Genomic DNA, 23,981 nt, shown 5'->3' on the forward strand with positions numbered 1-23,981 from the left:
CCGAAGCTCCTGATGGAGCTTCTTCCCCTAGGGGTCATCATGGTTGTTCCGCTTCAGGACGATGGCAGACTTCCGGCCTCTCTCCGGAGCCATCTTGGCGGTTATGAATGGCGTCGTGACGCTCTTGGCCGTTCCTCGGCCAGCGTTTTCCGCCTTGAAGGCGAGGGGCGTCCAGGGCTTTACCTGAAGGTCGAAGAGACAGGGCCTTTTTCCGAATTGTTCGACGAGGCCGCGAGGCTCGCATGGCTTGCGGGCCGCGGCCTGTCATGCCCCAAAGTCGTCGCCCATGAGAGCGACGGCGAGCGCAGCTTCCTGCTGATGACGGCGTTGCCGGGAGACGATCTCGTAACCGCCGCAACGCTGCTGCCGGAAGAGCGCGTCGAAATCCTCGCTTCCGCCCTGAGCACCCTTCACAGCCTCGATATCGGCAGTTGCCCTTTCGATCATCGTCTCGACAACCGCCTTGCAACCGCCGAAGCGCGCCTGCGGGCAGGTCTCGTCGATGAGACGGATTTCGACGAGGCACGGCTCGGTAAAAGCGCCTTCTTCCTCTTCGACGAATTGCAGCGGCTACGGCCGGAAGCCGAAAACCTCGTCGTCGCGCATGGCGATGCCTGCCTGCCGAACCTCATGACGGCGGATGGGCGGTTTTCCGGTTATATCGACTGCTGCCGCCTTGGCGTTGCCGACCGCTATCAGGATATCGCGCTCGCCTGCCGCAGCGTTTCCTATAATTTCGGTGAGGAATTCGTGCGGCTGTTTCTCAACGCCTACGGGCTCTCCATCATCGATCCCGAGAGGGTCGAGTATTATCAGCTTCTCGACGAATTTTTCTGATCGCTTGCCCGGCTCGTCGCCGGCTGGCACAGTCGGCCGCGAGGGAGATTGCGATGGCAGCCAGTCAATTCAGGATGCTGCGCTCGTCCGTGCCGGGCGTCGAGGCCGTGGTGGCAACATCAGGTCATCGTTTTGGGCGCCACACGCATGAACAGTTCGGCATTGGCCTGATCTTTTCCGGCGCGCAGAAATCTCTGAGCGGGCGCGGCATGGTCGAGGCGGAGGCCGGTGATCTCATCGCCGTCAATCCGAATGAGGTGCATGACGGTGTGCCGATCGGCGAGGCGCGTTCCTGGAGCATTCTCTATTTTGATCCCGCCGTGATGGATGGCCTTGCGCGTGAAGTTTCGCAAGGCGGGACGAGCAGGTCGGAAATTCCTCGCCCTGTCATTCAAGACAGCCTACTCGCGGAACGGTTTCGCACACTGTTTTCTGCCGTGACCGGCGACGAGGAACGGATGCGCTGCGAGGAGCTACTGCTCTCGGTCATTGCCGATGCGATGCGCGAAACGGCAATACAGGAGGCGCCAGCACTCACGCCGCGCTCCATTGTCCATGCCCGCAGCATGATCGACGACGATCCGGCGGCCGAGATTTCGCTCGCCGATCTGGCGCGGGAAAGTGGTCTCAGCCGGTTTCAGGTGCTGCGCACCTTTGCGCGGGTGACGGGCTTTACGCCGCACGCCTATCTCGTTCAGGCCCGCATACATCTGGCCCGGCGGCTGATCGTCAGCGGTGCCCCCCTGGCGGAAGTGGCTTTCGAAAGCGGCTTTGCCGACCAGAGCCATATGACGCGTGCCTTCGTTTCCCGCTATGGCCTGACACCCGGCGCCTATGCGCGCGGCCATTCCTGACGCCCTGCAATTTCGTTCAAGACCCCAAACCTCTCGTGCTGTTTTCTTCCGACGTTTCGAGGGAGCAGCAGATGACCAGGGAATTTCGAGGTTATATCTATCTCACGCTGGCCATGGTGACGGTCGGCAGCACGGTTATCGCCAGCAAGGTCATTGCCTCGGGGCTGCCGCCGTTTACGGCGACGGCGCTGCGTTTTGCCGTGGCCCTTCCTTTTTTCCTTTTCCTGGCGCGCTGGACGGGATCGCGGCTGCCGCGGCTTTCCGGGCGGGACTGGCTGATCCTCGTGACGCAGGCCGGGGCGGGAAGCGTCGGCTATACGACCTTATTGATCTCAGGACTTTCGCTGACGTCTGCAGCCAATGCAGGCGTCATCATCGGCACGCTGCCGGTCGTCTCTGCGGCAATCTCCATCCTCGTGCTCGGTGAGAGACCACATCGTTTCCTGCTGCTGGCGATCGGGCTTGCGGCGGCAGGTGTTTTTTCCATCGTCTTTTCGCCGGCAGCCGGGCAGGGGTCTCTTGTGGGCGATGCGTTGATTTTCGGCGCCGTCATCTGCGAGGGGTTGTTCATTCTCTTGAACAAGAGGCTTGCTACGGCCATTCCGCCGTTGACGCAGTCGGCGCTGATGACCGCGATCGGCTTCGTGGTCGCGGCCGTGCCCGCCTTGTTCGAGCATCATGATATCAGTGTCGGCTCACAATCCGCTTTGCTTGCCGTCCTCTATTACGCGCTGGTCCCGACGGTCGGCGGCTTCGTGCTCTGGTATGCGGGGGCGGAGCGTGTCAGCGGTGCGGAGGCGTCTCTTTTCACTGCCGTGGCGCCGGTCTCGGCTGTCATCTTCGCCTTCTTCGTGCTGGGCGAAGCGATCGGTCTCAACCAGATTTTCGGCATCGCTTGCGTGCTTGCAGCCGTCATCGGCCTTGGCTTTGCCAGCCTGCGGCGAACCGCCAAAGCTTAAGCGCGGCGGAAGACGTTGCGGTATTGGCGTGGCGTCATGCCGGTCTGCGCTCTGAACTGCCTGTTGAAATTGGCAAACGAACTATAGCCGACGGCATCGGCGATATGGCCGACGGGTTGGCCAGTGGCCGAAAGGCGGGCGCAGGCATCGCCGATGCGCATGCGGATCAGATAGTCGGAGACAGTCGTGCCGGTGTGGCGGCGAAAGAGCCGGTGCAGGCCGGAGACGCTCAGCGCCGCAATATCGGCGAGTTCTTCCAGGGCGATCGTACGGGCGTAGTTCACATGCAGATGGGTCAGCACCCGGTCGATGCGCTCGCGGCTTTCCTGTAATCCACGGCCCTGGCCGGGCGTGCTCGCCAGCATGGATGCCTGACGGTCGCCGGCAATCCGGCCGAGGATGTTAAGGAGCGAAAGAAGCCGCTCGGCGGGCGGCTTTGAAAAGATTGCCTCGATCTCGCCGCGTATGACATCGGCCGTTTCACTCGAAAATTGCAGCCCCCGATCGGCGCGGGACAGCATTGCCTCGATCGGGCGCAGCTCGACGGCACCTGCCGTCACCTGTCGGATCCAGTCCGGATGGAACCAGAGTACGAGGGCAATATGCGGGTTCGCCTCGTCATATTTGGCGCGGGATACCCAGGTGTGCGGCAGGTTCGGGCCGACGAGCACCAGGTCGCCGTCCGCATACTCTCCCGTGTGGTCGCCGATGAAGCGCTGGCCGATGGAATTCAGCGTCAGGGTCAGCTCAAATTCGGGGTGGTGGTGCCACTGGAAGGGGATCGCGTCATCCAGCTGCCGGTTCAGCATGCTCCAGGAAGCATCGGCATGTCGCGGCAGGATTTCGAGATAAGGCCTCATCAGGCGCCTTTATAGCTGTTAACGCCAGAATAGTATCATAATTTGCCAAAGCTGCACAACATAGTGCGCCCAACGCAGCTACACTCTCATCATCGCCTGAAACCACAGGGATGGAACATAATGATGGGAGGATCTCATGGAACTGGCAGTGAAACGCGACGCTCATCCGACGGCCTCGTCGGTCACCACCCAGCTCAAGGATATCCAGAAGAGACTGCCGCTGCGCGTGCTCTCGGAAGCGGACTGGAAGCACTGGACAACGAAGGGCTATGTCATCGTTCGTCAGGCCGTTCCTGCAGCCAATGTCGAGCGGCTTGCGGAGGTGCTCTGGCGTTTTGACGAGAAGGATCCGAACGATCCTTCCACCTGGTATGCGCCGCAGCGGCGTGACCACAAGATGAAAGAGCTCAACAATACCGGCATGCTGGAGATCTATAATCATCAGGCCATGTGGGATAACCGGATGGAGAAGCGCGTCTATGATGTCTTCGTCGATATCTGGGACCGCGAAGACCTGTGGGTGACGATCGACCGAGCCAATCTCAACCCGCCGAAAAAGGTCAAGGGCAATCCCAACGGTTTCATCCACTGGGATGTCGATACTTCCATCCGGCCGATGCCGATCGGCGTGCAGGCAGTGCTGAGCCTCAAGAAGCAGGACGGCGATGTCGGCGGCTTCCAGTGCGTGCCCTATCTCTTCGAACATTTCGACGAATGGGTGAAGACGCAGCCGGAGGATCGCGACCCGATGCATCCCGATATGACCGGCCTTTCGACTGTGAATATCGATATGGAGCCGGGTGACCTGATGATCTTCAATTCGCTGCTCGCCCATGGCGTTCGCCCGAACCATGCGGAGAACCGCGTGCGCATGGCGCAATATATTTCCATGCACCCGGCCGAATACGACAATGCGGAAGAGCGCGACGAGCGTATCCGCCTGTGGCGGGAGCTCGACCATCCGAAGCGTGATGCTTTCCCCGGCGATCCGCGCGAATGGGAAAAGCATAATGCCAAGACCGCCGAGCTGACGCCRCTTGGCCGCAAGCTGCTCGGTCTCGACCGCTGGTAAGACGCTAGAAGATCAAAGCCGCGGAGGTGACGTTTCCGCGGCTCTTCATCATCATCGGCGACATGATCGCGCGGTCCGGCATAAAACCGCCGATGCTGTCTCTCATTCCTACAGCAACGGGCTTATGAAATCCGCCGAGAATGAGAAGGGAGCTGCGGACCCCTTGGGATGACCGCTTGTCTACCCTATCTCTTTCAGAGAGATATCAATCCGGAGATGACATCCATGTCAGGCAAGCCGATCAAGATTCCCGGGCCGGACCACCCGATCACCGTCGAACACAATCCTTCCCATATCGTCGTCAAGCTGGGCGGCCGCGTGATTGCCGATACGCATGATGCGCTGACGCTTCGCGAGGCTTCCTATCCGCCGGTGCAGTATATTCCACGCAAGGATGTGGATATGTCACTGCTGGAGCGCACCGACCACGAAAGCCATTGCCCTTATAAGGGGGATGCTTCCTACTACAGCATTCCTGATGGCGGTGAGCGTTCGAAGAATGCGATCTGGACCTATGAGACGCCAATCCCGCCGTTGCCAATATCAAGAACTATATGGCCTTCTACCCCGATAGGGTCGATTCCATCGAAGAGCTGCCATCGCCGGAAGCGGGACAGTTCTAAGGGATAACTTGACTTCCACTTCTGATCTATCGCGGCCGGCGCAAGTAGTCCCGCATGCTAAGCGTAATGGATTAATATGAAGCCTCCTCAGGTTGAAGTATTCTCGCTGGGCGCGCGTATCATGCAGGCTGGGGGCCATGAAACTGGATCAAGTGGAGCTTCGCTCCGAAGCATTGGATATCCGCATCGTAGAGAGCATCGGCGATGGTTCGTTCAATTTTGAATTCGATGTCTCGTACGGCGACGGATATATTCTGATCCTTCTGGAAATACTGGCAGGAAGGGGCGATTTTCTTGTTCAGGGTTTCGACGAGGCAAACAGCGCCGCAGCCTCACTGCAGAGGCGTCAGCGTGTTTATATATTGAGACCGGTCGAAGCCAACCGCAGGATCGCCGTCGGCATGTTTGCGGCCGTCAACAGCAAGGTCCGGGCGACGATCGCCTGCTTCAAGAGAAAGATCGTCGACACATCGGCGGAACTGTCCTTCCCGCTCTGCCGAGCGCTCTGCAAACTGCTCGTTGCTTCGTCGCTTGCCTGGATGGGCATTCCGTCTCCCGACATTCTCGATAGGGTGGAGATCTCCAGCACTCCCTCTGTCGAGCAGATGAGGCAGCTTCTCATTGGCACGGAGACGACAGGCAGTTCGCAGAACGAACTGCTCGCTCTTGTCGATCCGGATTTGCGTACGGCAATCCTTGATGTCATGGAGGAGACCATGTGGCTGCTCGACATGCGGGACCAGATCCATACCGCCGCGTGCCAGATGGTCGGCTGCTGTCCACCCCCAAGGTGATGCGGCAATTGCACGCCGGAGCTTATTCCGATTGACATAAATCATTTTCAAGCAGAACACCGTTCCGTTCTTATAAGATTCCTATAAGCGCCTGTGGCTTGCCCGCAGGCCGGTGACTGAACAATGGACATACCAGTGGACAAGCGGGAAAGCGTTCTGCGCCATCCCGGCTATCTGAACTTCGCCGCCTCCCGCGTTTTCTCCTCGCTTTCCTTTCAGGCCGTGGCGATCGCCATGGGATGGATGATTTACGAACAGACTCATAGCGCCTTCGCGCTTGCGCTCGTCGGCCTCTGCCAGTTTCTGCCGATGGCAGTGCTAACCTTCGTCGTGGGCCATGTCGCCGATCGGTTCGACCGCCGACGGATTGGACTTGCCTGCCAGCTTATCGAAGCGATTACCTCGCTGGTGCTGGCGATCGCGACCTGGCAGCAGTGGCTTTCGCCTGTCGGAATGCTTGTTGCGGTCACCATCATGGGTGCAGTTGTCGCCTTTGAAAGGCCGACTATGGCCGCCCTTTTGCCCAGTATCGTACCGGCCTCGATGCTACAGCGAGCGGTTGCCACCTCGACCTCGATGATGCAGACGGCTCTGATCATCGGTCCGTCGCTCGGCGGTCTTCTCTATGGCGTCAGTCCCATAGCACCCTTTGCGATCTCGGCCGTCCTTTTCGCCGTGGCAAGCTTCAACGTGATTTCCATTCGCATGGAGTGGACGCCTTCGAAACGCGAGCCGGTGACCGTGTCGTCCGTCTTCGCCGGGGTTTCCTTCATCCGCAGCCGGCCGGTGATGCTCGGCACCATCTCGCTCGATCTTTTCGCTGTTCTGCTTGGCGGCGCCACAGCGCTGCTGCCGATGTTTGCCAGTGATATCCTGCATGCCGGCCCATGGGGGCTCGGTATGCTGCGCGCGGCACCAGCGATCGGTGCGCTTGCCATGTCGATCGTGCTTGCACGGCGGCCGCTGACATCGGATGTCGGTCGCAAGATGTTGCTGGCAGTCGCGGTGTTTGGCGTGGCCACCATCGTCTTTGCACTGTCCACCAACGTTGCGCTTTCCGTCGTCGCACTGTTCGTCGTCGGAGCCTCGGACACCGTGAGCGTCGTCGTTCGCAGCTCGCTGGTGCAGCTTCTGACGCCGGATGAAATGCGCGGGCGCGTCAATGCGGTGAATTCGCTCTTCATCGGTACCTCGAACCAGCTCGGCGAATTCGAATCCGGCATGCTTGCCGGCGTGCTTGGCCCGGTCGCGGCCGGTATTGTCGGCGGGGTAGGCACAATCGCAGTCGTGCTCATGTGGACGCGATTCTTCCCTGATCTCCTCAAGGTGAAGACGCTTCAGGGTTAGCTCTCATCTCCTAGCCGCATCGGCCGCAGGCATTAGTTGACGCGGTAATGTCGGATGTGGCCGGCGTCGCACGTCCTTCGGACGTTAACGCAAGAGGAGAAGTGCAATGTCCTATGTTGATGGTTTCATCGTCGCCGTTCCCCGCGAGAATGTCGATGCGTACAAGGAATTCTCTGCCCACGCCGGATCGATCTGGAAGGAATACGGCGCGCTCGAATATGTCGAATGCCTCGGCAATGACGTGCCTTATGGCGAATTGACCTCGTTTCCACGGGCTGTCATGGCTGCGGATGACGAGGTGGTCGTCTTTTCCTGGATTCGCTACAAATCCAGACAGCATCGCGACGAGATCAATAGCAAGGTCATGGCCGATCCGCGCCTTTCCAGCGACAAATGGAAAATGCCGTTTGACGGCAAGCGGATGATCTATGGCGGCTTCGAGGAGTTGCTGCGGCTTTAGTTTCGGCCCATCTCCATTGACTTCAGAGGCAAGGCGCGCCACCTCGCGGAGACAATCTGCGACGGAGACCGCCTTGCCCCAGACCATCCTTACGCTTTCCACCCGCGGCCAGGGTCTCTACGAATTCACCGATCAGGCCAATGCCTTCGTGCGTCATTCCGGTATGCTGGAGGGCCTGCTGACGGTCTTCGTGCGCCACGCCTCCTGTTCGCTGCTCATCCAGGAAAATGCCGATCCCGACGTGAAGACGGACCTCAACAGCTTCTTCCGCCGCCTCGTGCCGCCATCTTCCGATCCGTCGATGCGGTGGGTCGTTCATACGACAGAGGGACCAGACGACATGCCCGCCCATATCAAGGCGGCACTGACGCAGGTTTCGATCGGTATTCCCGTCGGCAACAGCCGGCTGGTGCTCGGCACCTGGCAGGGCATCTATCTTTTCGAACATCGCGACCGGTCGCACCGGCGCGAGGTGGTGCTGCATCTCAGCTCATAATTAATCACGCAATCCCGCTGCACACTTTTGCTGGAGTTGCTCTAACGCCATTAACCCTTGTGAACGCTGACTGAATGGGCAGTTCGAACGGCATTCAGCTTCATGCGTTTAGTCTCGAAACAATCCCAAAAGGGAGATCGAGGACACATCACGAGGAGACAACCCGATGTCGCATTTCCTTGCCAAGGCTTCGCTTGCCGTACTGCTCGCCCTGAGCTCCATCCCGTTTGCCGGCTCCGTTGCTTTCGCCGCGCCCCAGACGGATCTCGTCGTCAAGGCGCAGTACCATCGCCCGCCGGTTCGCGGCTGCTCGCCGATGGAGGCCATCCGCAAGGCCCGCTATTCCGGCCTGCGCGACGTACGCATTTCCAACATCACGCCGCGCCGGGTCGTCGTTGCCGGCCGCGATCGCCGTGGCTGGGACCGCATAACCTTCGCCAATGTGCGCGGCTGCCCGCTCATGTATCGCTAATTCGTTCGGCCAGAGCCAGGAAGACTTGGGGCCGGTAAGACTTGGACCCGGAAAACTTAGGCTCGACCCATTTTGCCTTGACCGCGACACCTTCGACCGTCTTTTCTCGGAACTGTATGTAAGTGATTCCGAAACAGGCTCCGGCAGTTGCCCGCACGGCTATCAACCACGAGGATCTTTTTCATGATGCAGTTTCTGGCGAAAGCGGGGCTTGCTGCCCTTCTTTCCGCTGCTGCGCTGGCCGGCACCGTTGCGCCGGCTGCAGCACAGGTGAATATCATTATCGGCGAACCGGACCGTCGTCCGCCCCCGCCGGATTGGCGCCGCCCGCCACCGCCACCGCCGGGATACGGTCGTCCGCCAGGCTACGGCCGTCCGCCGCGTGGCGGCTGCGATCCGCGCATGGCGGAAAACATCGCCGAGGATTACGGCCTGCGCCGCACCCGCGTCGTCGATGTCTCGCCTCGCCGTATCGTCGTGCAGGGCTGGAGCCGTCGCGGCCCCGACCAGATGACCTTCGGCAACGTTCGCGGTTGCCCGCTCATGCGCCGCTGATACCACAGCATCGGTCTGAAAATTGGAATCGATGTCGGAACGCCTGATGCGCCGATTCAAAGACTTAGAGCGTCCTTAGTTCTAATGGGCCACGGCGCTCCAGGGCGCGATCGTCCACCGTATAAAAAACCGCCCTTGCAGACAGCAAGGGCGGTTTTCTTTTGAGTGGTTTTTCCGTCGGGGGCAGGGCGCCGAAGCGCCCTGTGGGGTTTTACTGCTCGATTGCGAAAGTCATGCTGACGGTGACATTGTAGCTGTTCTCGCCGCCCTGGACCGGAACGGCAGCGGCATCGGAGGCTTCCTTCATCATCGCAGCGCGGTAGACCGGCTGTGGCATCGGGCGCAGGACATTCTCGGTGATCTCGATGACGCGACCGACTTTCACGCCGGCGGCTTCGCTCAGTGTCTTCGCCTTCGTGATCGCGTTGGCGACAGCGTTCTTGCGAGCTGCCTCCAAGGCCGCTTCAGGCTTGTCGTTGGTGAACTGGATATCGCCGCCCTGATTGATGCCGAGAGTGACAGACTGGTCGATGATCTCGCCCAGTTTGGACAGGTCGCGGACGCGAACGGTGACCGAATTGCTGGTCTGGTAGCCGATCAACTGCGGCGGCTGCGGCTGGTTATCGACCGGCTGCGGGTAATTATATTGCGGCTGGATCGAAAAGCCCGAGGTCTGCAGGTCGCGCTCGGCAATGCCGCTCTTCTTCAGCGCTGCCAGCACCTCGCTCATCGCCTTGTTGTTCTCGTCGAGCGCTTCACGAGCAGTCTTTGCCTGTTTGACCACGGCAAGATTGACGACGGCCATATCGGGAGCCAATGCCGATTCGCCTTCTGCGGATACGTTGATGACCGCTTCGCGCGGCCGATTCTCCTGCGCCAGAAGCGGAGCGGATGCCGCGAGCGGCAGGCTCAGAAAGGCTGTCAGAAGGGCAGTCTTGGTATAGTTCGGCGCCATGTTTGTTCCTCGGCTGTTTGCGTCCCTGCGAGCTTTGTGTCTGCGGATTGTGAAGCTATTACGGCAGAAACCGATATGAGAATTGCTTTACTGTGAGAAGTATTTTCGACTAATGGGTGTATGGGGCAATCAACGCATGGTAGGTAAAGCGGCGTGTGGCCTGTTGCCCGCGGTTAAGCCTCGACTTATAAAGAACCGCGTTTCTATCTCATGCTGAAGTTTCGCCTTTATGAAAATCGGTGCTTATGTCATCAATCTGAACCGTTCCATTACCCGGTGGGAAGGCTTTCGCGGAAGGCCAATTCGCTGGCGCTCGGAGTCGCCAGGATATCCGGAGTGGATGGCGCGCAGATCCAGCCACACGACAAGGCTGACATCAACAAGCGGCAATTCCTTCTTCGCAACGGCAGGAACTATCTGCCAGGCGAGCACGGCTGCTATCGCAGCCATGTCAAGGCGCTCACCGAGTTTCTCGACAGCAGCAATGATGCGGCGATCATCATGGAAGACGACGTCGAGCTGCAAGCCGATCTCATAGAACGTGCAGAGGCCGTACTTGCCGCGATTCCGAAAGCCGAACTGGTCAAGCTTCTGAACCACCGGTCCAAAGGCTTCATGCAGAAGACGACGACGAAATTCGGGGATGTCATAGGCCGCTGCGTCCACGGGCCGCAAGGTTCGGCCGCCTGCTATCTGGTCACCCGATCCGGCGCAGAGAAGCTTCTGCGGACCATGGCCATCATGGTCTATCCCTTCGATGTGGCATTAGAGCGCGGCTGGTCGACCGAGGTTAATACCTTTACGGTCAAGAACAATCTGATAGAGCTAGGGCCGAACAGCCACGAGACGGCGATTGCGACGAAGCTCGACTACAGACGGCAGAAATTCAAGGGAATACGCCGCTCGGTCACGCATCTGCTTCGCGCCGCTGATTATGCTAGAAGGGTACAATATTCTCTATGGTAGCGAGCGAAGAGCCGATTGCCACGCCCTCCCGCCTCAAGCCCGTCCTTGTCCTCCTATGGCTGCTATTGATTTCGGCTCCCATTGTGGAAAGCGATACCTATCGCTACGCGGCGCTGCTGCTGATCGGGACGACCTTTGTCCGGTTCAAGCCGAATTTTAATCTGCTGAAGAGTGACTGGCTGGCGAACGCCTGCCTTGCCTGGGGTGCTTACGCACTGCTGCGCTTTCTCTTCGGCCTGATCGTTTACGGTGAAAAGGGGGCGTCCGACTGGCTCTACGCCTTCCCGCTGTTTTTTCCGGCGGTGGGCATCGCGCTTTATTCCAGCCGCAAACAGGTCGAAACGGTCTTTGCCATCTATTTCCCGGCTGCACTTGCTGCCCTGTTGATCTCCACCGACTACCGGCTGATACTTGAAGGCGACGCGCGTATTTCGCCGCTCTTCCATAACAACCTGATCCATGGCGCGATCGGCTGCGGTTTCCTGATGATCGGCGCCTTCTACTGGCTGTTGCACGCCTGGGAGACCGGCAAGCTCGCGCGCCGTTCCGGCAGCTGGATTGTTGCCGTCGCGACCCTCATCATCGCACTCTGCCTTTTCAATATTTATGGCTCCAAGGCGAAGGGCGTCTGGCTGAGCCTCGTCCTCGTCGGACCGCTCATGCTGGCCTCGCTGCTCCTTTACGCAAACAGACGCCGGGCCGCCTTGGTAGGGGCGGTCGTCGTCGCTCTCATTGCAGCAGCGCTTTTTGTCGGCGGCGATGACATCTGGAAGTTTGCCGGCCCGACCTATGAGGCCACCGCACGGATCGAGACCGAAATCTCTGCGCATGGCGCATGGGATGCTGTCGCTGCTGCGATCGCGTCAAAAGATACGCCGGAGTCGATGAGTGAACGGCTGCAGCTCTGGGCGAATGCTTCGGAAGTGATAGCTCAGGCGCCTTTCTTTGGTGCCGGCAACCACTGGCTGACGCTCTGGAGTTCGACCACCTATGCCGACGTGCCCTATACGCTGCTCCATAACGGCTACTTCGAGATGCTTGTCCGCCACGGGCTGTTCGGCATTGTCGTTTTCGCCATATTGGCAGCAGGCATGTACAGCCGGGTTTTTGCCGCATGGAGAGCCAGGCTGATCAGCCTCAGCGCACTACTGGCCTATAGCATGGTGACGCTATTCTTCCTTGGAACGATCCTGTCCAACTCCAACAACCGGCTGGCAATCGGCGAATCGTTTTTCTTCGTGTTCGCCGCCGCCGCGTTTGCCTGCGGGATCATGTTGAAGAAGGAAGAGATCAGGCAGGACACCGGCATGGTATCTCGTGATCAGAAGGCTGCCTGAAAGGGCGATGGAACCCGGCCCAAAGGGTTGCCGAGCGCTCCTAGGCTGGAGCGCCCGCGTTGTCACATACCGAAATCGTCCAGAAACGAAGGATGGATCGCAGTCTTCCTTGCCTCGCGCGCATCACGATAGCGCTGCTGGGCGGAATCGAAGCCATTGACGATCCGTCTTATAAGACCGCTTTTGCGGCGTTTGAAAATCAAGTGCATAGCAAGCTCGCTTTTTCTTATTTTTGTTAGCCGGCAGCATATAATTTGCGCAGCATGCCGTAGCAATGAGCATTTTGGCATGCCACCTATGCAGAATATGACAGTGACATGACACGGAAGGGATCGCGGTCTGCATAAGGCGTCCGAGGTTCGATCGACGGCCGCGATGGTATCGGCCATAGCGGTGCTGTAAGATGCCGCTGTCGTCCTTTCGGGGGAAGAGACTGACATGGAGCGCCGCCTTGCAGCCATCCTGATTGCCGATGTTGTGGGCTATGGCCGTTTAAGCCAGGTCGACGAGGAGGGGACGCGTCTTCGTTTCCAGGCGAACCTGAGAGAGATTGTCGAGCCTTCGATAGCTGAGCATAGCGGACGGCTGGTCAAGACCATGGGCGACGGGCTGCTGGTCGAATTTCACAGCGTCGTCGATGCCATGCGCTGTGCAGTGGACGTGCAGAAGCTGAAGGCAAAGCACAATGCGGAGATCCCGACCGATCATCGCCTGGATTTCCGCATCGGTATCAATCTCGGTGACATCATCGTCGAGGGTGACGATATTCACGGCGATGGGGTCAACCTCGCTGACCGCATGCAGTCGCTCGCCGAACCCGGCGGAATTGCGATCTCCGGCCCAGCCTACGACCAGGTGAAATCGAAGCTTGACGTTGGTTTTGTCTCGCTCGGCGAGCAAAGGGTCAAAAACATCGCCGAGCCCGTGCGGGTCTATCGTGTCGTGCTCGGTCCAGCGGCACCCAACAGAGCCGCCAACGCTCGCCGATATCTTGGCCGTTGGCGCGTCGCGGTGATATCAGCTGCTGCCGTCCTTCTCATTCTGGCGGGAGCGGCGCTGTGGTGGCAGCCGTGGGCGCTGCTTGAGGCCCCATCGCTTACCGAGCGCTTTGCCTATCCTTTACCGGACAAGCCCTCTGTTGCGGTGCTGCCGTTCATCAATGTCAGCGGCGACGTGGAGCACGATCATCTTGCCGAAGGCCTGACCGACGATCTGATTACGGAACTCTCGAAAGTCTCCGGCCTCTTCGTCATCGCGCGACATTCCGTCTTCGCGGTGCGCGACAACAGCGGCAAAATACAGGATGTGGCGGCCGAACTCGGTGTTCACTATGTGCTTGAGGGGACGTTGCAGCGCGCCGGCGCACGACTGCGCATCAATGTCAAACTGATCGATGCGCTGACCGGGCTTTCCCTCTGGGCCGAGCGTTACGATCGTGAATATGTCGACCTCTTCGCGGTGCAGGATGATGTCATCAGCAAGATCATCGCGGCTCTTGCCATCAGGCTCAGCGATGGTGAACGCACGCAACTGGCGCAGATCCCGACGGAGAATCTCGAGGCCTATGATTATTACATGCGCGCCGAGCAGGCGGGTCTCACCTACGGGGACGTCGCGACCTATCGCGAGGCACTATCCTATTATCAGAAGGCAATCGACCTCGATCCGAATTTTGCCGATGCCCATGCGGGGATTGCCCGGATCGCCGTCGATGTCTGGCGCAACGACTACAATATCCTCTGGTCGGCAGCCGTCGCCCGCAAAATCGCCTATGATGCGGCAGGGCAGGCATTGAAGATCGATCCAAACAATGCGCGAGCGCATACCGTGCTGGCACTCCTGCAACTGGTCGATGGCCGCCAGACGGAGGCACTGATATCGGCGAACCGTGCCGTGCAGGCGCAGCCGAGCGACGCCGAAGCCTATGGCAATCTGGCCCTCGTGCTCGCTCATATCGGCAATCATGGTCAGGCGATCAGCGAAATGGAAAAGGCGCTGCGCTTCGATCCGTCGCCATCGCCCGGCTTCCAGTTGTTGGCGGGTATCGTTTTCTACATCGTCGGAGACGAAGACCGGGCGATCTCGCTGATGGAGGCAGCCCGCAACGCCTTGCCCAATGCGGAGGCCGCACGCGAATTCCTGACGGCAGCCTATATCGATGACGGCGATAAGAAACGCAGCCTGCAGGAGAAGACGAGGCTGCTGGAGCTCTTTCCCGAAAGCAATCTGACCTATTACAGCTATCTCTACGACTACTGGCGCAAGGACGATTTGAACAAGCATCTGAGCCGGCTGCAGAAGGCCGGAATTCCTGATTGGCCTTTCGGATTTCAGGGCGAGAAAGGCGATCAGGTCACCGGCGATCAGTTGCAGGATCTCATCAGCGACAAGACCTGGAGCGGCAAACACCGCAACGGCACGCAGTTCGTGCAGTTCTTCGACAAGGCCGGCAACACCGCTTATCGCAGCGCCAATACGAACATAACAGGCACGGTCGAAATTCAGGGCGACTGGCTCTGTGAGAAGTTCTCAGGCTATTTCCTGGACCGGATGGTCTGCGGCAGCGTTTATCGCAACCGCGCTCCCGACGAGCCCGGCGCGACATATGTGCATGTCACGCCGCAGGCTCTGAAATTCTTCTCCATCGCCCGCTGATGGCGATGGCGAGTTCGTTTAAAGACCGGCAATCAATTGCCTATTGAGCGGACGGATGCTGCCAGTCTTTCTGCGCCTTCTCCGATATCAGGATATTCTGCACCTGCGACCAATGCTTCTGGGAATCGACCACCTTGGTGGGGTTCTTCACCAGCCCGTCGGCGGCACCCGGATCGTAGCTGATATAGAGCTTGCCTTCGATAATCCGCCAGGCATTCGGATCGATGTTGGTGGTCACCGTTCCGAAGGACACGCCATCGGCGCAGTAACCGCCATATTGCGGGGCATATTTGCCCGGATCCTTGACGAACATGTCACGATGTTCGGCACTGGCGAAATACCAGGTCGCACCCAGCCAGTGATGAGAATATTGCGGCGATCCTTCCACGGCTTTATCATCCGTGAAATAGGCGACCGGATCATAGCCCTTGATCGCCACATCCCCGAAATAGCCCGTATTGACGAAGTCCTCTGCCGGAGCGGCCCTTGCAAGGAGCAGGACGGCAAGGCTGCCTATCGCAGCAGCCTTCATGAATCCATTCCAGTGAGACATTTCAAAGCTCCCGTTTTCAGGCGCGCACGGTTATTTTCGCTTCGTGCATTCGTCATAGAGCCACTGACCGGTGAGGTCGGCTCCCTGACAGGCTGCGCCCGCTTTCAACAACAGAGTGACGGAATCCCAGTGTGACCGCCATCCGGCCTGCGTCACCGGCGTGTAGCCGTTTCTTTCCTTCGGCTCGATCTTCGCCTTCTGTGCGAGCAGGAAAGCGATGACCTCGGCATGGCCTTCCTCGGCGGCCGCATGCAGGGGCGTCATGCTGTAGAAGTTTTTGTCGTCGTTGACGGAGGCACCTTTGGCCACCAACAATTCCACGATATCGAGGTGACCGCCATAGGCTGCTGCATGCAGGGCCGTCAGCCCGCCCTTGTTGCGGATTTCGATATCGCAGCCCCGGTCCAGCAGAAGGGTGACGACATCAGTCTTGCCCGACAAGGCGGCAATCAGCAGTGCCGGCTCGCCGGTATCATCCGGCTCGGAGAGGTTTGCCCCCTGATCCGCAAGCTGTTTGACGTGATCGACATTTCCCTCACGCGCAGCGTCATGAAGAGGGCCTGCCGAAGCGGCGGAAGCCCCCAAGCCTAAACAGAACAAGCCGATCCAAAAAATATTCATCGCGCACCCCCGTCTTGCCATCCCTGGCTTCACAAGCGCGAAAGCGCGGTTAAGCTATCATGAATATGAGCGATCGACAATAAATGGCGAATCTGTTTGGAGAGCGGCGCGTGCGAGGCCACTTGCGGCTCCGTAGCAAACCGCAGCTTGGAACAGGGATAATGTGATGAACTGGTTACCGAGAGCTACATTGCATCGAAGGTGACCGGTCAGTGAAGGCCTTGCAGTCTGTTTCGTCGCTCAGCCAGCAACTCGCGTTGGACCAAGCTTCGCGCATCTTCGGTAAGACTACCCGTTTTCGAAAGACCAAGTTCGACAAACCGCGTTTCAATCTGTTTCGGGATTGAGTCCGCTTCGTGCTGGCAGAGCCGCACCAGCCATTTCCATTCGTCACTCGTCAAATCCTGCCGCGCGATCATTAAATGGTCTCCTCCAGAGCAACGTTATCCATTGATGGATAGCACAATTCACGTCGAAAGGCAGGCGACTGAATCATCGGGCTGATCAAGCGCGCAGGGGCTCCCAAAGCCCCTAACGAATCCTCTGCTTGGCAAGTTCCTGCTCGGTGACGATGGCACCCTGTCGAATTCGCCGAGACGCGACTGGAGAACAGAATCCGGTAGCCCAATTTGTAGCCCGAATCGTCTGGCTGATATCGGAAATCTCGCTAAATCATTAAAAATAAATGGTGGGCCCGGAGGGACTCGAACCCCCAACCAAGCGGTTATGAGCCGCCGGCTCTAACCATTGAGCTACAGGCCCGGCACCCATGGTGCGGTCAGCCGGGGCAATGGTACCCGCAGCTTTTGTCCGCTTAACGCAAATCCGGGACAGTCACAAGCCATGAGCGCAAGCTTCTGTGGACGATGCATATTTCCGGTTTGCCCTCTGGAACCTTGGCGCGCGGGCTACATTTACTGCAATCAGGCTAGATCTGAAGAGGGCAATCGCAGAATGGTAGCTTCCCAGGGTGCCGTGGTGCTCATCGTCGAAGATGAGCCGCTGATCAGGTTCAATATTCTGGATGTGCTTGAAGAAGTGGGGCATGTGGCGCTCGAGGCGGGGAACGCCGATGAGGCAATGGTGCTTCTGAAAACCCGCAACGATGTCGATGTCCTCTTCACCGACGTCAACATGGCCGGTTCGATGGATGGCATTCAGCTTGCCAAGCGGGTGAGGGCAATGCGGCCGAATATCGGCATCATCATCACCTCAGGCATGGTGCGCCTCGATCCCATGTCGCTGCCGGCCAACACGGCTTTCCTGCCCAAACCCTATCAGCATGAGGCCTTGATCTCGACGATTGCTTCCATGATCCGATAGCACCTTGAGGGCTCAGTCAGGGCTCTCCCGTGACGGCGGCGGGATGGGAACGCCCGTTGCCTGGTTGCGGTTTCTTCGATCTGTTTGCGAGCTTGTTCACGTCTCGTCGCAGCGCAGTTGCGCTTCGGCATCGGTCCAATGGCGCAAATCTTCGCCTTCCGGCCTGCCTTCCTCTTCCCAGATTGCATAAACGCGCTCGCGCACGCGGTCCTCGTTCCGGTCCGTGATGTGCCTCGCGTGGCTTTTCGAATACCGATAAAACCGGCTGGGGATCGGATATTTGAACGGCGCAGCCGAACCTGAAGGGGAGGTCTGCTTCAGGCCCGGCCGCTGCCTCTGGAAACCGTCAATTATAGCTGCTCTTCAGCAGATCGTTTTCCTGATGCGCCTTCTTCTCATAGATCGTGAAGAGAGCCATCGAGAGCAGATAGGAGAGGAAGGGATCTCCCATCTGCGTGGCGATATCGCGGGATGCGAGGATATGTCGTTCCAACGCGCCGATATCTTTTTGCACGGTGGTTTCGCTCAAGCGGTTCATGCTGCCATCTCCAGGAATTGGGTCACGACGGAACGCGTCGGGACATAGCGGGTATAGAGGGGGGTATCGATGCCGAGGGATGCACGCATCCTATCCTGCACACGCTCGGAAACTTCGAAGGCGCCGCAGCAGACCGGATATTTGCCGTAGCCATCGGCGCGGCCAAGTTCGTCAACCTCGGCGCCGGCACGTTTGTAGACGCGCTTCAGATGCGGTTCGTAGTTGGAGATCATGGTGTGGATGCCGTGATCGAGGGCGCATTCGCAGAGCGCAAGCAGGAGCATGGAGAAGGCGCGGCCGGCATCGACATCGGGAAAATCGGCGGATATCGCCTCTTCGTCGATGCACATGCGGGTGCCTTCCCAGATGCCGGGCGCGACAAGATTGGCTGCCTGCGGGAAGGTTGCGCGGAAGACGTCGTAAAGGAGGGTCGGTCCGGTCGTCGGCATCAGGCGCATGCCGCCGTAAAGGCGGGTGCGGGTTTCGTTGCACCAGACGAGATAGGCCGGGCAGAGCGAGTCGTAGCTATCGCGCTCGAAGGGGCCGATTACCGGAACGTTCCAGCCAAGGGTGTCTGCGAAGACTTTCTTACGCAGGCGGAACATCTGGTCGAGTATGAAAGCGTATTTCTGATACTCATGTGCCTGAATGATAACGAACATTTTTCCCTCCAGCGTGTTGGGTTCGTGACGGCAGAATGGTTCAGGAAGACGGGCTCGGAAATTCCCACATATGGGTGCCCACAGATGGACCCCCGCATATGTGGGGGTCGCATGGACGATGGACATCAACAGGTTGTACCCGGTCTTGCCGGGCGCAACTCTTAAGGCCGAATTTTGGGGCAGGTCAGGGATTGATGATGCGCAACTGCACGGCCCGCGACGCGGCTGCGGAAATGGTGGCGCAGCCGAGCTTGAAGCGGGCGGTTTTCAGATAATCGCGGGTCGTGTGCTCGGAAATGCCGAGGATGACGGCGATGTCCTTGTAGTCCTTGCCGAGCGCGGTCCAATGCAGGCATTCGATTTCGCGCGGAGAAAGTGCCGGCACCGGGTCGTTCTCGCCGTGAAGTTCGTAGATGGCCTTCCGATGAACCATATGAGCGATCTCGATCCACTCATTGCGATAGAGCTTGACCATAGCGGTCCAATCATCGAGCGGAATGCGGGCATTGATCGACAGCAGCGCCCGGCGCTGCGCCTTGTCGGCAACGGGGATCGAGTAGCCGTTGCCGCCGATCCCGTGCTTTTGGGCGTCGACCAGCATGGCATAGGCTTCCGGTGTCGGCTCCACCTCGCTCCAGTCGAAGGGCAGTTGGCGCTCGAAGCCCTGTTTGACGATCGGATCGACCTTTACATAGCTGTTGAGCAGATAGCGCGACACCCAGGCATCCGGATAGGTAGTGCGCACGAAAGGGGCGTCGATCTTTGCCGCAATGGTCTGAGCCAGGTGATAGGTGACGTAGTCGACGGCGTACTCCGCCTGGAAAATGCGGATGGAAGTATCGACATTGGCTGCAGCCTTGATCTGTTCGAAAACGGATTCGAACTTTTGCGAATAGCTATTTTCCGTCATCGTGCCGCCTGCCTCAAACCGTTCAATCCTACCGCGAGGAATGTCAAAAATACAAGGTATCCCCACATATGCGGGGAATGACTTTTCCAGACCCGTCTGTTAGCGCCTTTTTCGGGGAGGCTCCAGATGGACAGCAAGAGAACTTTCGACATCGCCGAATGCCATCAGGCAGCCAAAGGGCTGAAATCCAGCTGGCAGGACATGGCCGGCTCCGAGGCGTTGATCCGCGCGCTCGTCGCCGAACGCAATGGCGATACGTTGCTTGCCTTGTTCTGGACAGAGGTTCACCGGACGCTCTGCGAAGAGAAATAATCGCTCCTTTACAGTTAAATCAGTCACGAAATCATCTTCGATGAACCGTCACTGGTCGCCCGATGGGCGCGACCATTTTGGGGCCGGTTTCACCATGGGATAATCGGCTGCCCTGACATCGAGGATGCCGAGATCGATGATGCAGTCCTCGCCTTGTCATAGCTCATCGTCGCGTCAACGCGTGTAGTGCCCGAGGGAATACCGAAGGGCACGTAGAAACAGGGATCGTTCGCCTGATCGGAATGCGTGGCATGGACGGTGAATTCGGTCATGAAGCGGCCATCGGCGAAGGTTCGGATACGTCGTGTAAAGCAGCAAGATGACAGGCATATCGCGAACGTATCTCACCGGCCATCAGAGCAGATGGCATATGAACACGTCTTCACATTTGTCGCCAGTTAATTGGGGTCACGCACCACAGGCAAGGTATGTGAAGCCTGACCCCGCAAAATATCCAGCATATTCCAGCATATCGCCCAAATATGCTTGACGGATCGTTAGCGCGGAGCGCAAAGGTGCTTGTGGAAACGGTTACACAAGTGCCGCTGTATCATATTGGGAGGGATGGCCGGTATTGCGTGTTGGACGCACAGCGCCTTGCGCTGAGACCGCGTGAAAGCCGCTCGATAGCGGGAAGATCGGCCCAATGGAATGCAAATGACCGAAAAGCGCGTGCATCTGGTCTTCAAGACCCATCTCGACATCGGCTTTACGGACCATGCCGAAAAAGTCCGTCGTCAATATCATGAACGCTTCATCCCGCAGGCGATCGAGACCGGTGCGCATTTTTATGCCGAAAACCCTGAAGAGCCGAAGTTCATCTGGACAACAGGCGCGTGGCTGATTTGGGATCATCTGAATTCACGATCGCCTGCCGAGGTCGCGGCACTGGAGCAGGCGATCGAACGCGGGCTCATCCGCTGGCACGGGCTGCCTTTCACCACCCATACGGAGCTGATGTCTCCTGATCTGTTCCGTGCCGGTCTTTCCTATTCGCAGGAGCTCGACCGCCGTTTCGGCAAAAAGACGATTGCGGCGAAGATGACCGACGTTCCCGGCCATACGCTCGGCATGGTGCCCTTGCTGGCCGAGGCCGGCATCCGCTTCCTGCATCTCGGGGTCAACACGGCTTCGCCGACGCCTGAGGTGCCTGACGTTTTCCGCTGGCGCGCGCCTGACGGCGCTGAAGTCGTCGTCATGTATCAGCGCTCCTATGGCGAGACCTATTTCCCCGAAAGTTTCGATGACGGGCTGAGCTTTGCCCACACGCAGGACAATATCGGTCCGCAGAGCGTGCCGCAGACGGCGGAAGCCTATCGCGACTTGCGTCGCCTCGAGCCTGGGGCGATCCTCCGCGCGGCGACGCTGGAGGATTATGGCGCGATCCTCTGGGAGGAGCGGGAGCGTTTTCCGGTGCTGGAGCTGGAGCTTGGCGACAGCTGGATCCATGGCAGCGCCACCGATCCCTTGAAGACGGCGAAGTTCCTGGCCCTGCAACGGCTCTATGACCGCTTTGCCGGCGAGGGACTGGATAAGCGTCGGCTCGCCTTCGGCCGCGGCCTCGCTATGGTGGCGGAGCATACATGCGGGGTGGATATCAAATCCTATCTGCGCGACGACAAGGCCTGGGCAAAAGCCGATTTCAACGCCGCGCGCAAAACCGATTACCGTTTCGCCTATACCGAGGCGTCATGGGACGAGCAGCGCGGCTATATCGATCAGGCCGTCGCCGAACTCGATGCCGAAGATCAGCATGAGGCGCAGGCCGTGCTTTCAGAGCTTTTCGCGCCCGCGCTCGTCGGCAGCGCGAGCCGCGACACCCGCCTGAGCGCCGGCGGCTGGTCGATCGAGCTTGATGAGGTAACCGGTGATGTCACAGCGCTCACGTCACCGCGGGGGCGGCGGATGGCTGGCCGTGCTGGCTCGCTGATCGCCTATCGCTATGAAAGCTATGACGCTGCCGACGTTGCCAGGCATATGGACAGCTATCTCACTCACCGGCAGGAATGGGCGGTGCTGGATCACGACAAGCCGGGGCTTGGCCGTTCGGGCGCTGCGCTCTCGAAGGTTTTTGTGCCTCATCTCGAGAGTGCAGGCGAGGGAAGCCTGTTGCTGTCCATGCCGGCCGAAGCCGTCGAACGGTTTGGCGCTCCGCGGCAGCTAGCGATTGAATTCTCGGCCGATGGTGAGGCCTTGCAACTGCGCCTTTCGCTGCGAGACAAGGCGGCGAACCGCATGCCGGAGGCAAGTTTCCTGTCTTTTACGCCCGAGGTCGCAAAGGACTGGGCTTTCAGGAAAATGGGTCTCTGGCACCAGTCCGGAAATTTCGCCAGATCCGGTGGAGGCCAGCTTCAGTCGGTGACTGCAGTCCGTGGCGAGTTCGGCGTGTCCAACGGCGCGCTCGTCGTCGCGCCTCTGGATACGCCGCTGATCGCGCCGCAGAACTGGGATTTCATGAGTTTCTGCAGGGGCCTTCCGGATTTCCAAGAGGGAATCCGCTTCAACCTGCACAATAATAAATGGGGAACCAACTTCCCGATGTGGTGGGAAGGTGATTTCTCCGCTCGTTTCCGGATCAGTTTGGAATAGCCGCGCGTTTAACCGGCCCGTGACAGCTTTTGGCGCTGGTTGCTGAAAGCGGCCGGCTTGTGTGGTTTCGGCGTTTTCGGGCGAAATTTGACGAGAACTTCGTTGCCATCCGTCGAGGCACGCGTGCGCTCCAGTCTCTCGCGTTCGGCCGTCGCCTGAAGCCAATGCTCGGAATCGCGGCCATTCGGCCTACCTTCCGCTTCCCAGATCGCATAGGCTCGCTTGCATATCCACTCATGCCGGGAGGTGTTGCTCATCGTTTCGTCCTTCTTGCGCCGATCTTTTCCCTCGATTCCACACGATTGGCCTCCCGCCAAAGGCGGATATCTCAAGCTGATCTTGTGAATGAGCCGGCATTGCCGGCATTCCGATGGGGCGGCATGGCGTTACGCCATGCTTACCGGAAGAACGATTTCACCTGACATGTGTTCCCGACATATTCTGTGAAATTTCCTCCAGGGAGCCGCGGAGGGAGGTGCATTATTCAGAGCGTGAGCGCTCGCTGTTGGCTTCGTCGTGTTTGACATTCCAGTCCTTGCGAGACTTCTGGCCGGGCGGGGTGCGATGGATGGTGGCATCATCAGAATGGGTGATGTCGCGCGGCTTGGCGCTGGAGACGCCGCTGTTGCGGCGACCCTCTTGCGAACGCGCGAACTGTCCTTCGGCGTCTTTGTGGATTTTGTCTTTGCCGCTCACGATCGTCTCCTACTCGCACATGCTATCAGGCTGAACAGGCGGGCGCCGCTTGGCGGCCATCAGCAAGTCCAGTTCGACGGAAGACGGACCGAAGCGGGTAAACAGGCTTTCGGCCTGTTCGTTCTTGAGGCCGTATTTGGCGGCGAATTCGTGAAGACTATACGGGCGGCCACGCAGGGTGCGGCTGCGTCGTTCGGGTTGGTGAATTTGCGTCATTCTGATCTCCCCAGACTACTTGCTGAGGCACAACCGGTGAGCACGTTAAAGGTTCCAAATCCGGTCTTTCCGATGCCGTCCTACAGGCGAAATACCGGTTTAGCGTGTCTCGACAGCAAAAAAATGCCGGCAACTCTCAATGAATTTCAATCGGTTAGAAGTTGCGGCAGCCAGGGCGGTCAGAAATGGCTTTATCACGCCCGTGTTACTCTATAAAATGAATCGTGTATCCGGTCCGAAGGAGGAACCGAGCTGTTGTTTCCGCGTCGATCCGGACCGGGTCTTGAGGAAGCTGGCTTAATCCATCAGAGGAGACAGA

The 23,981-nt window shown here is 58.8% G+C and carries 30 protein-coding genes, 1 tRNA gene and 1 pseudogene; 18 read left to right on the plus strand and 14 right to left on the minus strand.

Translation table 11 applies throughout. The annotated features are described in order from the left end of the window. Positions 1-39 precede the first annotated feature (39 nt). The 3 genes from AC1DUP_RS02260 (at position 40) to AC1DUP_RS02270 (ending at position 2,650) form a co-directional block, all read left to right on the plus strand. Positions 40-837: an APH(3')-II family aminoglycoside O-phosphotransferase gene (locus tag AC1DUP_RS02260; protein ID WP_477831971.1), complete on the plus strand. Its 798-nt coding sequence runs from the start codon at positions 40-42 to the stop codon at positions 835-837. Between the two features lie 53 nt (positions 838-890). Next, on the plus strand, positions 891-1,691 hold the full coding sequence (locus tag AC1DUP_RS02265) for an AraC family transcriptional regulator (RefSeq protein ID WP_477831972.1): 801 nt from the start codon (positions 891-893) through the stop codon (positions 1,689-1,691). A gap of 71 nt (positions 1,692-1,762) precedes the next feature. Beyond that, positions 1,763-2,650 carry a DMT family transporter gene (locus tag AC1DUP_RS02270; protein WP_477831973.1) on the plus strand — a complete coding sequence of 296 codons (888 nt, stop codon included), beginning with the start codon at positions 1,763-1,765 and terminating at the stop codon, positions 2,648-2,650. Here the strand turns inward: AC1DUP_RS02270 and AC1DUP_RS02275 are convergent. After that, a complete protein-coding gene (locus AC1DUP_RS02275) occupies positions 2,647-3,510 on the minus strand; it encodes a helix-turn-helix domain-containing protein (RefSeq protein ID WP_477831974.1) in 864 nt (287 codons plus the stop codon). The genes AC1DUP_RS02270 and AC1DUP_RS02275 overlap by 4 nt on opposite strands. Positions 3,511-3,646: 136 nt before the next feature. On the opposite strand from AC1DUP_RS02275, the gene AC1DUP_RS02280 reads away from it, so the two are divergent. The 8 genes and pseudogenes from AC1DUP_RS02280 to AC1DUP_RS02315 all read left to right on the plus strand — a co-directional run bounded on the left by AC1DUP_RS02280 (position 3,647) and on the right by AC1DUP_RS02315 (position 9,329). Next, the gene (locus AC1DUP_RS02280; RefSeq protein WP_477831975.1) at positions 3,647-4,582 is read left to right on the plus strand and encodes a phytanoyl-CoA dioxygenase family protein; all 936 of its coding nucleotides are present in this window, start codon (positions 3,647-3,649) and stop codon (positions 4,580-4,582) included. A gap of 225 nt (positions 4,583-4,807) precedes the next feature. Continuing rightward, a pseudogene (locus AC1DUP_RS02285) lies at positions 4,808-5,205 on the plus strand (DUF427 domain-containing protein). A 137-nt stretch (positions 5,206-5,342) separates the two neighbouring features. Continuing rightward, the gene (locus tag AC1DUP_RS02290; RefSeq protein WP_113510569.1) at positions 5,343-5,999 is read left to right on the plus strand and encodes a hypothetical protein; all 657 of its coding nucleotides are present in this window, start codon (positions 5,343-5,345) and stop codon (positions 5,997-5,999) included. A gap of 123 nt (positions 6,000-6,122) precedes the next feature. Further along, positions 6,123-7,346, plus strand: coding sequence for an MFS transporter (locus tag AC1DUP_RS02295; RefSeq protein ID WP_113311776.1), 1,224 nt, complete (start codon positions 6,123-6,125; stop codon positions 7,344-7,346). Between the two features lie 106 nt (positions 7,347-7,452). Beyond that, a complete protein-coding gene (locus AC1DUP_RS02300; RefSeq protein ID WP_113300022.1) occupies positions 7,453-7,806 on the plus strand; it encodes a DUF1428 family protein in 354 nt (117 codons plus the stop codon). A 73-nt stretch (positions 7,807-7,879) separates the two neighbouring features. Beyond that, entirely contained in the window at positions 7,880-8,302 is a 423-nt protein-coding gene (locus tag AC1DUP_RS02305; RefSeq protein WP_477831976.1) for a secondary thiamine-phosphate synthase enzyme YjbQ, read from the plus strand. Between the two features lie 166 nt (positions 8,303-8,468). Continuing rightward, on the plus strand, positions 8,469-8,774 hold the full coding sequence (locus tag AC1DUP_RS02310; protein WP_477831977.1) for a hypothetical protein: 306 nt from the start codon (positions 8,469-8,471) through the stop codon (positions 8,772-8,774). 183 nt (positions 8,775-8,957) lie between these two features. Further along, positions 8,958-9,329, plus strand: a complete 372-nt coding sequence (locus AC1DUP_RS02315; RefSeq protein ID WP_113300025.1) for a hypothetical protein — start codon at positions 8,958-8,960, stop codon at positions 9,327-9,329. Positions 9,330-9,540: 211 nt separating this feature from the next. Here the strand turns inward: AC1DUP_RS02315 and AC1DUP_RS02320 are convergent, their stop codons facing one another. Further along, positions 9,541-10,284, minus strand: a complete 744-nt coding sequence (locus tag AC1DUP_RS02320; RefSeq protein WP_477831978.1) for an SIMPL domain-containing protein — start codon at positions 10,282-10,284, stop codon at positions 9,541-9,543. Between the two features lie 336 nt (positions 10,285-10,620). Here AC1DUP_RS02320 and AC1DUP_RS02325 point away from each other — a divergent pair, with 336 nt between their 5' ends. From AC1DUP_RS02325 to AC1DUP_RS02340, 4 genes are all read left to right on the plus strand, one after another. Next, complete coding sequence (locus AC1DUP_RS02325) at positions 10,621-11,250, plus strand: glycosyltransferase family 25 protein (protein ID WP_477831979.1); 630 nt, start codon at positions 10,621-10,623, stop codon at positions 11,248-11,250. After that, on the plus strand, positions 11,244-12,587 hold the full coding sequence (locus AC1DUP_RS02330; RefSeq protein ID WP_477831980.1) for an O-antigen ligase family protein: 1,344 nt from the start codon (positions 11,244-11,246) through the stop codon (positions 12,585-12,587). Before AC1DUP_RS02325 ends, AC1DUP_RS02330 begins: the two co-directional genes overlap by 7 nt. A 92-nt stretch (positions 12,588-12,679) precedes the next feature. After that, positions 12,680-12,826, plus strand: a complete 147-nt coding sequence (locus AC1DUP_RS02335) for a hypothetical protein (protein WP_477831981.1) — start codon at positions 12,680-12,682, stop codon at positions 12,824-12,826. A gap of 199 nt (positions 12,827-13,025) precedes the next feature. Then, positions 13,026-15,242 carry an adenylate/guanylate cyclase domain-containing protein gene (locus AC1DUP_RS02340; RefSeq protein WP_477831982.1) on the plus strand — a complete coding sequence of 739 codons (2,217 nt, stop codon included), beginning with the start codon at positions 13,026-13,028 and terminating at the stop codon, positions 15,240-15,242. 40 nt (positions 15,243-15,282) lie between these two features. Here AC1DUP_RS02340 and AC1DUP_RS02345 read toward each other — a convergent pair whose 3' ends face one another. The 4 genes from AC1DUP_RS02345 to AC1DUP_RS02360 all read right to left on the minus strand — a co-directional run bounded on the left by AC1DUP_RS02345 (position 15,283) and on the right by AC1DUP_RS02360 (position 17,178). Next, a complete protein-coding gene (locus AC1DUP_RS02345) occupies positions 15,283-15,774 on the minus strand; it encodes a YHS domain-containing (seleno)protein (RefSeq protein ID WP_477831983.1) in 492 nt (163 codons plus the stop codon). Positions 15,775-15,825: 51 nt separating this feature from the next. After that, positions 15,826-16,416, minus strand: coding sequence for an ankyrin repeat domain-containing protein (locus AC1DUP_RS02350; protein ID WP_477831984.1), 591 nt, complete (start codon positions 16,414-16,416; stop codon positions 15,826-15,828). A gap of 209 nt (positions 16,417-16,625) precedes the next feature. After that, entirely contained in the window at positions 16,626-16,835 is a 210-nt protein-coding gene (locus AC1DUP_RS02355) for a hypothetical protein (RefSeq protein ID WP_113300032.1), read from the minus strand. A gap of 267 nt (positions 16,836-17,102) precedes the next feature. Next, positions 17,103-17,178: transfer RNA gene (locus tag AC1DUP_RS02360), tRNA-Ile, on the minus strand. Between the two features lie 192 nt (positions 17,179-17,370). Between AC1DUP_RS02360 and AC1DUP_RS02365 the strand changes: the two genes are divergently transcribed. After that, positions 17,371-17,739, plus strand: coding sequence for a response regulator (locus tag AC1DUP_RS02365; protein WP_113510742.1), 369 nt, complete (start codon positions 17,371-17,373; stop codon positions 17,737-17,739). 96 nt (positions 17,740-17,835) lie between these two features. On the opposite strand, the gene AC1DUP_RS02370 is transcribed toward AC1DUP_RS02365, so the two are convergent. From AC1DUP_RS02370 to AC1DUP_RS02385, 4 genes are all read right to left on the minus strand, one after another. Beyond that, complete coding sequence (locus AC1DUP_RS02370) at positions 17,836-17,943, minus strand: DUF2934 domain-containing protein (protein WP_477831985.1); 108 nt, start codon at positions 17,941-17,943, stop codon at positions 17,836-17,838. A gap of 142 nt (positions 17,944-18,085) precedes the next feature. Then, positions 18,086-18,277: a hypothetical protein gene (locus AC1DUP_RS02375; protein WP_007824152.1), complete on the minus strand. Its 192-nt coding sequence runs from the start codon at positions 18,275-18,277 to the stop codon at positions 18,086-18,088. Continuing rightward, positions 18,274-18,939 (minus strand): acyl-homoserine-lactone synthase, encoded by a 666-nt coding sequence (locus AC1DUP_RS02380; RefSeq protein WP_113308028.1) that lies wholly within the window; start codon positions 18,937-18,939, stop codon positions 18,274-18,276. Before AC1DUP_RS02380 ends, AC1DUP_RS02375 begins: the two co-directional genes overlap by 4 nt. Before the next feature lie 184 nt (positions 18,940-19,123). After that, on the minus strand, positions 19,124-19,849 hold the full coding sequence (locus tag AC1DUP_RS02385) for a LuxR family transcriptional regulator (RefSeq protein ID WP_113300035.1): 726 nt from the start codon (positions 19,847-19,849) through the stop codon (positions 19,124-19,126). Positions 19,850-19,975: 126 nt separating this feature from the next. Here AC1DUP_RS02385 and AC1DUP_RS02390 point away from each other — a divergent pair, with 126 nt between their 5' ends. Continuing rightward, positions 19,976-20,161: a hypothetical protein gene (locus AC1DUP_RS02390; RefSeq protein WP_113300036.1), complete on the plus strand. Its 186-nt coding sequence runs from the start codon at positions 19,976-19,978 to the stop codon at positions 20,159-20,161. An 89-nt stretch (positions 20,162-20,250) separates the two neighbouring features. Here the strand turns inward: AC1DUP_RS02390 and AC1DUP_RS02395 are convergent, their stop codons facing one another. Beyond that, positions 20,251-20,433 (minus strand): hypothetical protein, encoded by a 183-nt coding sequence (locus AC1DUP_RS02395; protein WP_113300037.1) that lies wholly within the window; start codon positions 20,431-20,433, stop codon positions 20,251-20,253. Between the two features lie 385 nt (positions 20,434-20,818). On the opposite strand from AC1DUP_RS02395, the gene AC1DUP_RS02400 reads away from it, so the two are divergent. Further along, positions 20,819-22,750, plus strand: coding sequence for a DUF5054 domain-containing protein (locus tag AC1DUP_RS02400; protein ID WP_477831986.1), 1,932 nt, complete (start codon positions 20,819-20,821; stop codon positions 22,748-22,750). A gap of 8 nt (positions 22,751-22,758) precedes the next feature. Here AC1DUP_RS02400 and AC1DUP_RS02405 read toward each other — a convergent pair whose 3' ends face one another. The 3 genes from AC1DUP_RS02405 to AC1DUP_RS02415 all read right to left on the minus strand — a co-directional run bounded on the left by AC1DUP_RS02405 (position 22,759) and on the right by AC1DUP_RS02415 (position 23,662). Then, positions 22,759-23,007 (minus strand): DUF2934 domain-containing protein, encoded by a 249-nt coding sequence (locus tag AC1DUP_RS02405; RefSeq protein WP_115034363.1) that lies wholly within the window; start codon positions 23,005-23,007, stop codon positions 22,759-22,761. A gap of 223 nt (positions 23,008-23,230) precedes the next feature. Continuing rightward, positions 23,231-23,446: a hypothetical protein gene (locus tag AC1DUP_RS02410; protein ID WP_477831987.1), complete on the minus strand. Its 216-nt coding sequence runs from the start codon at positions 23,444-23,446 to the stop codon at positions 23,231-23,233. Positions 23,447-23,455: 9 nt separating this feature from the next. Further along, positions 23,456-23,662 (minus strand): hypothetical protein, encoded by a 207-nt coding sequence (locus AC1DUP_RS02415; protein WP_115034364.1) that lies wholly within the window; start codon positions 23,660-23,662, stop codon positions 23,456-23,458. Positions 23,663-23,981: the final 319 nt, after the last annotated feature.

The organism is Rhizobium sp. 01L419 (assembly GCF_056400025.1).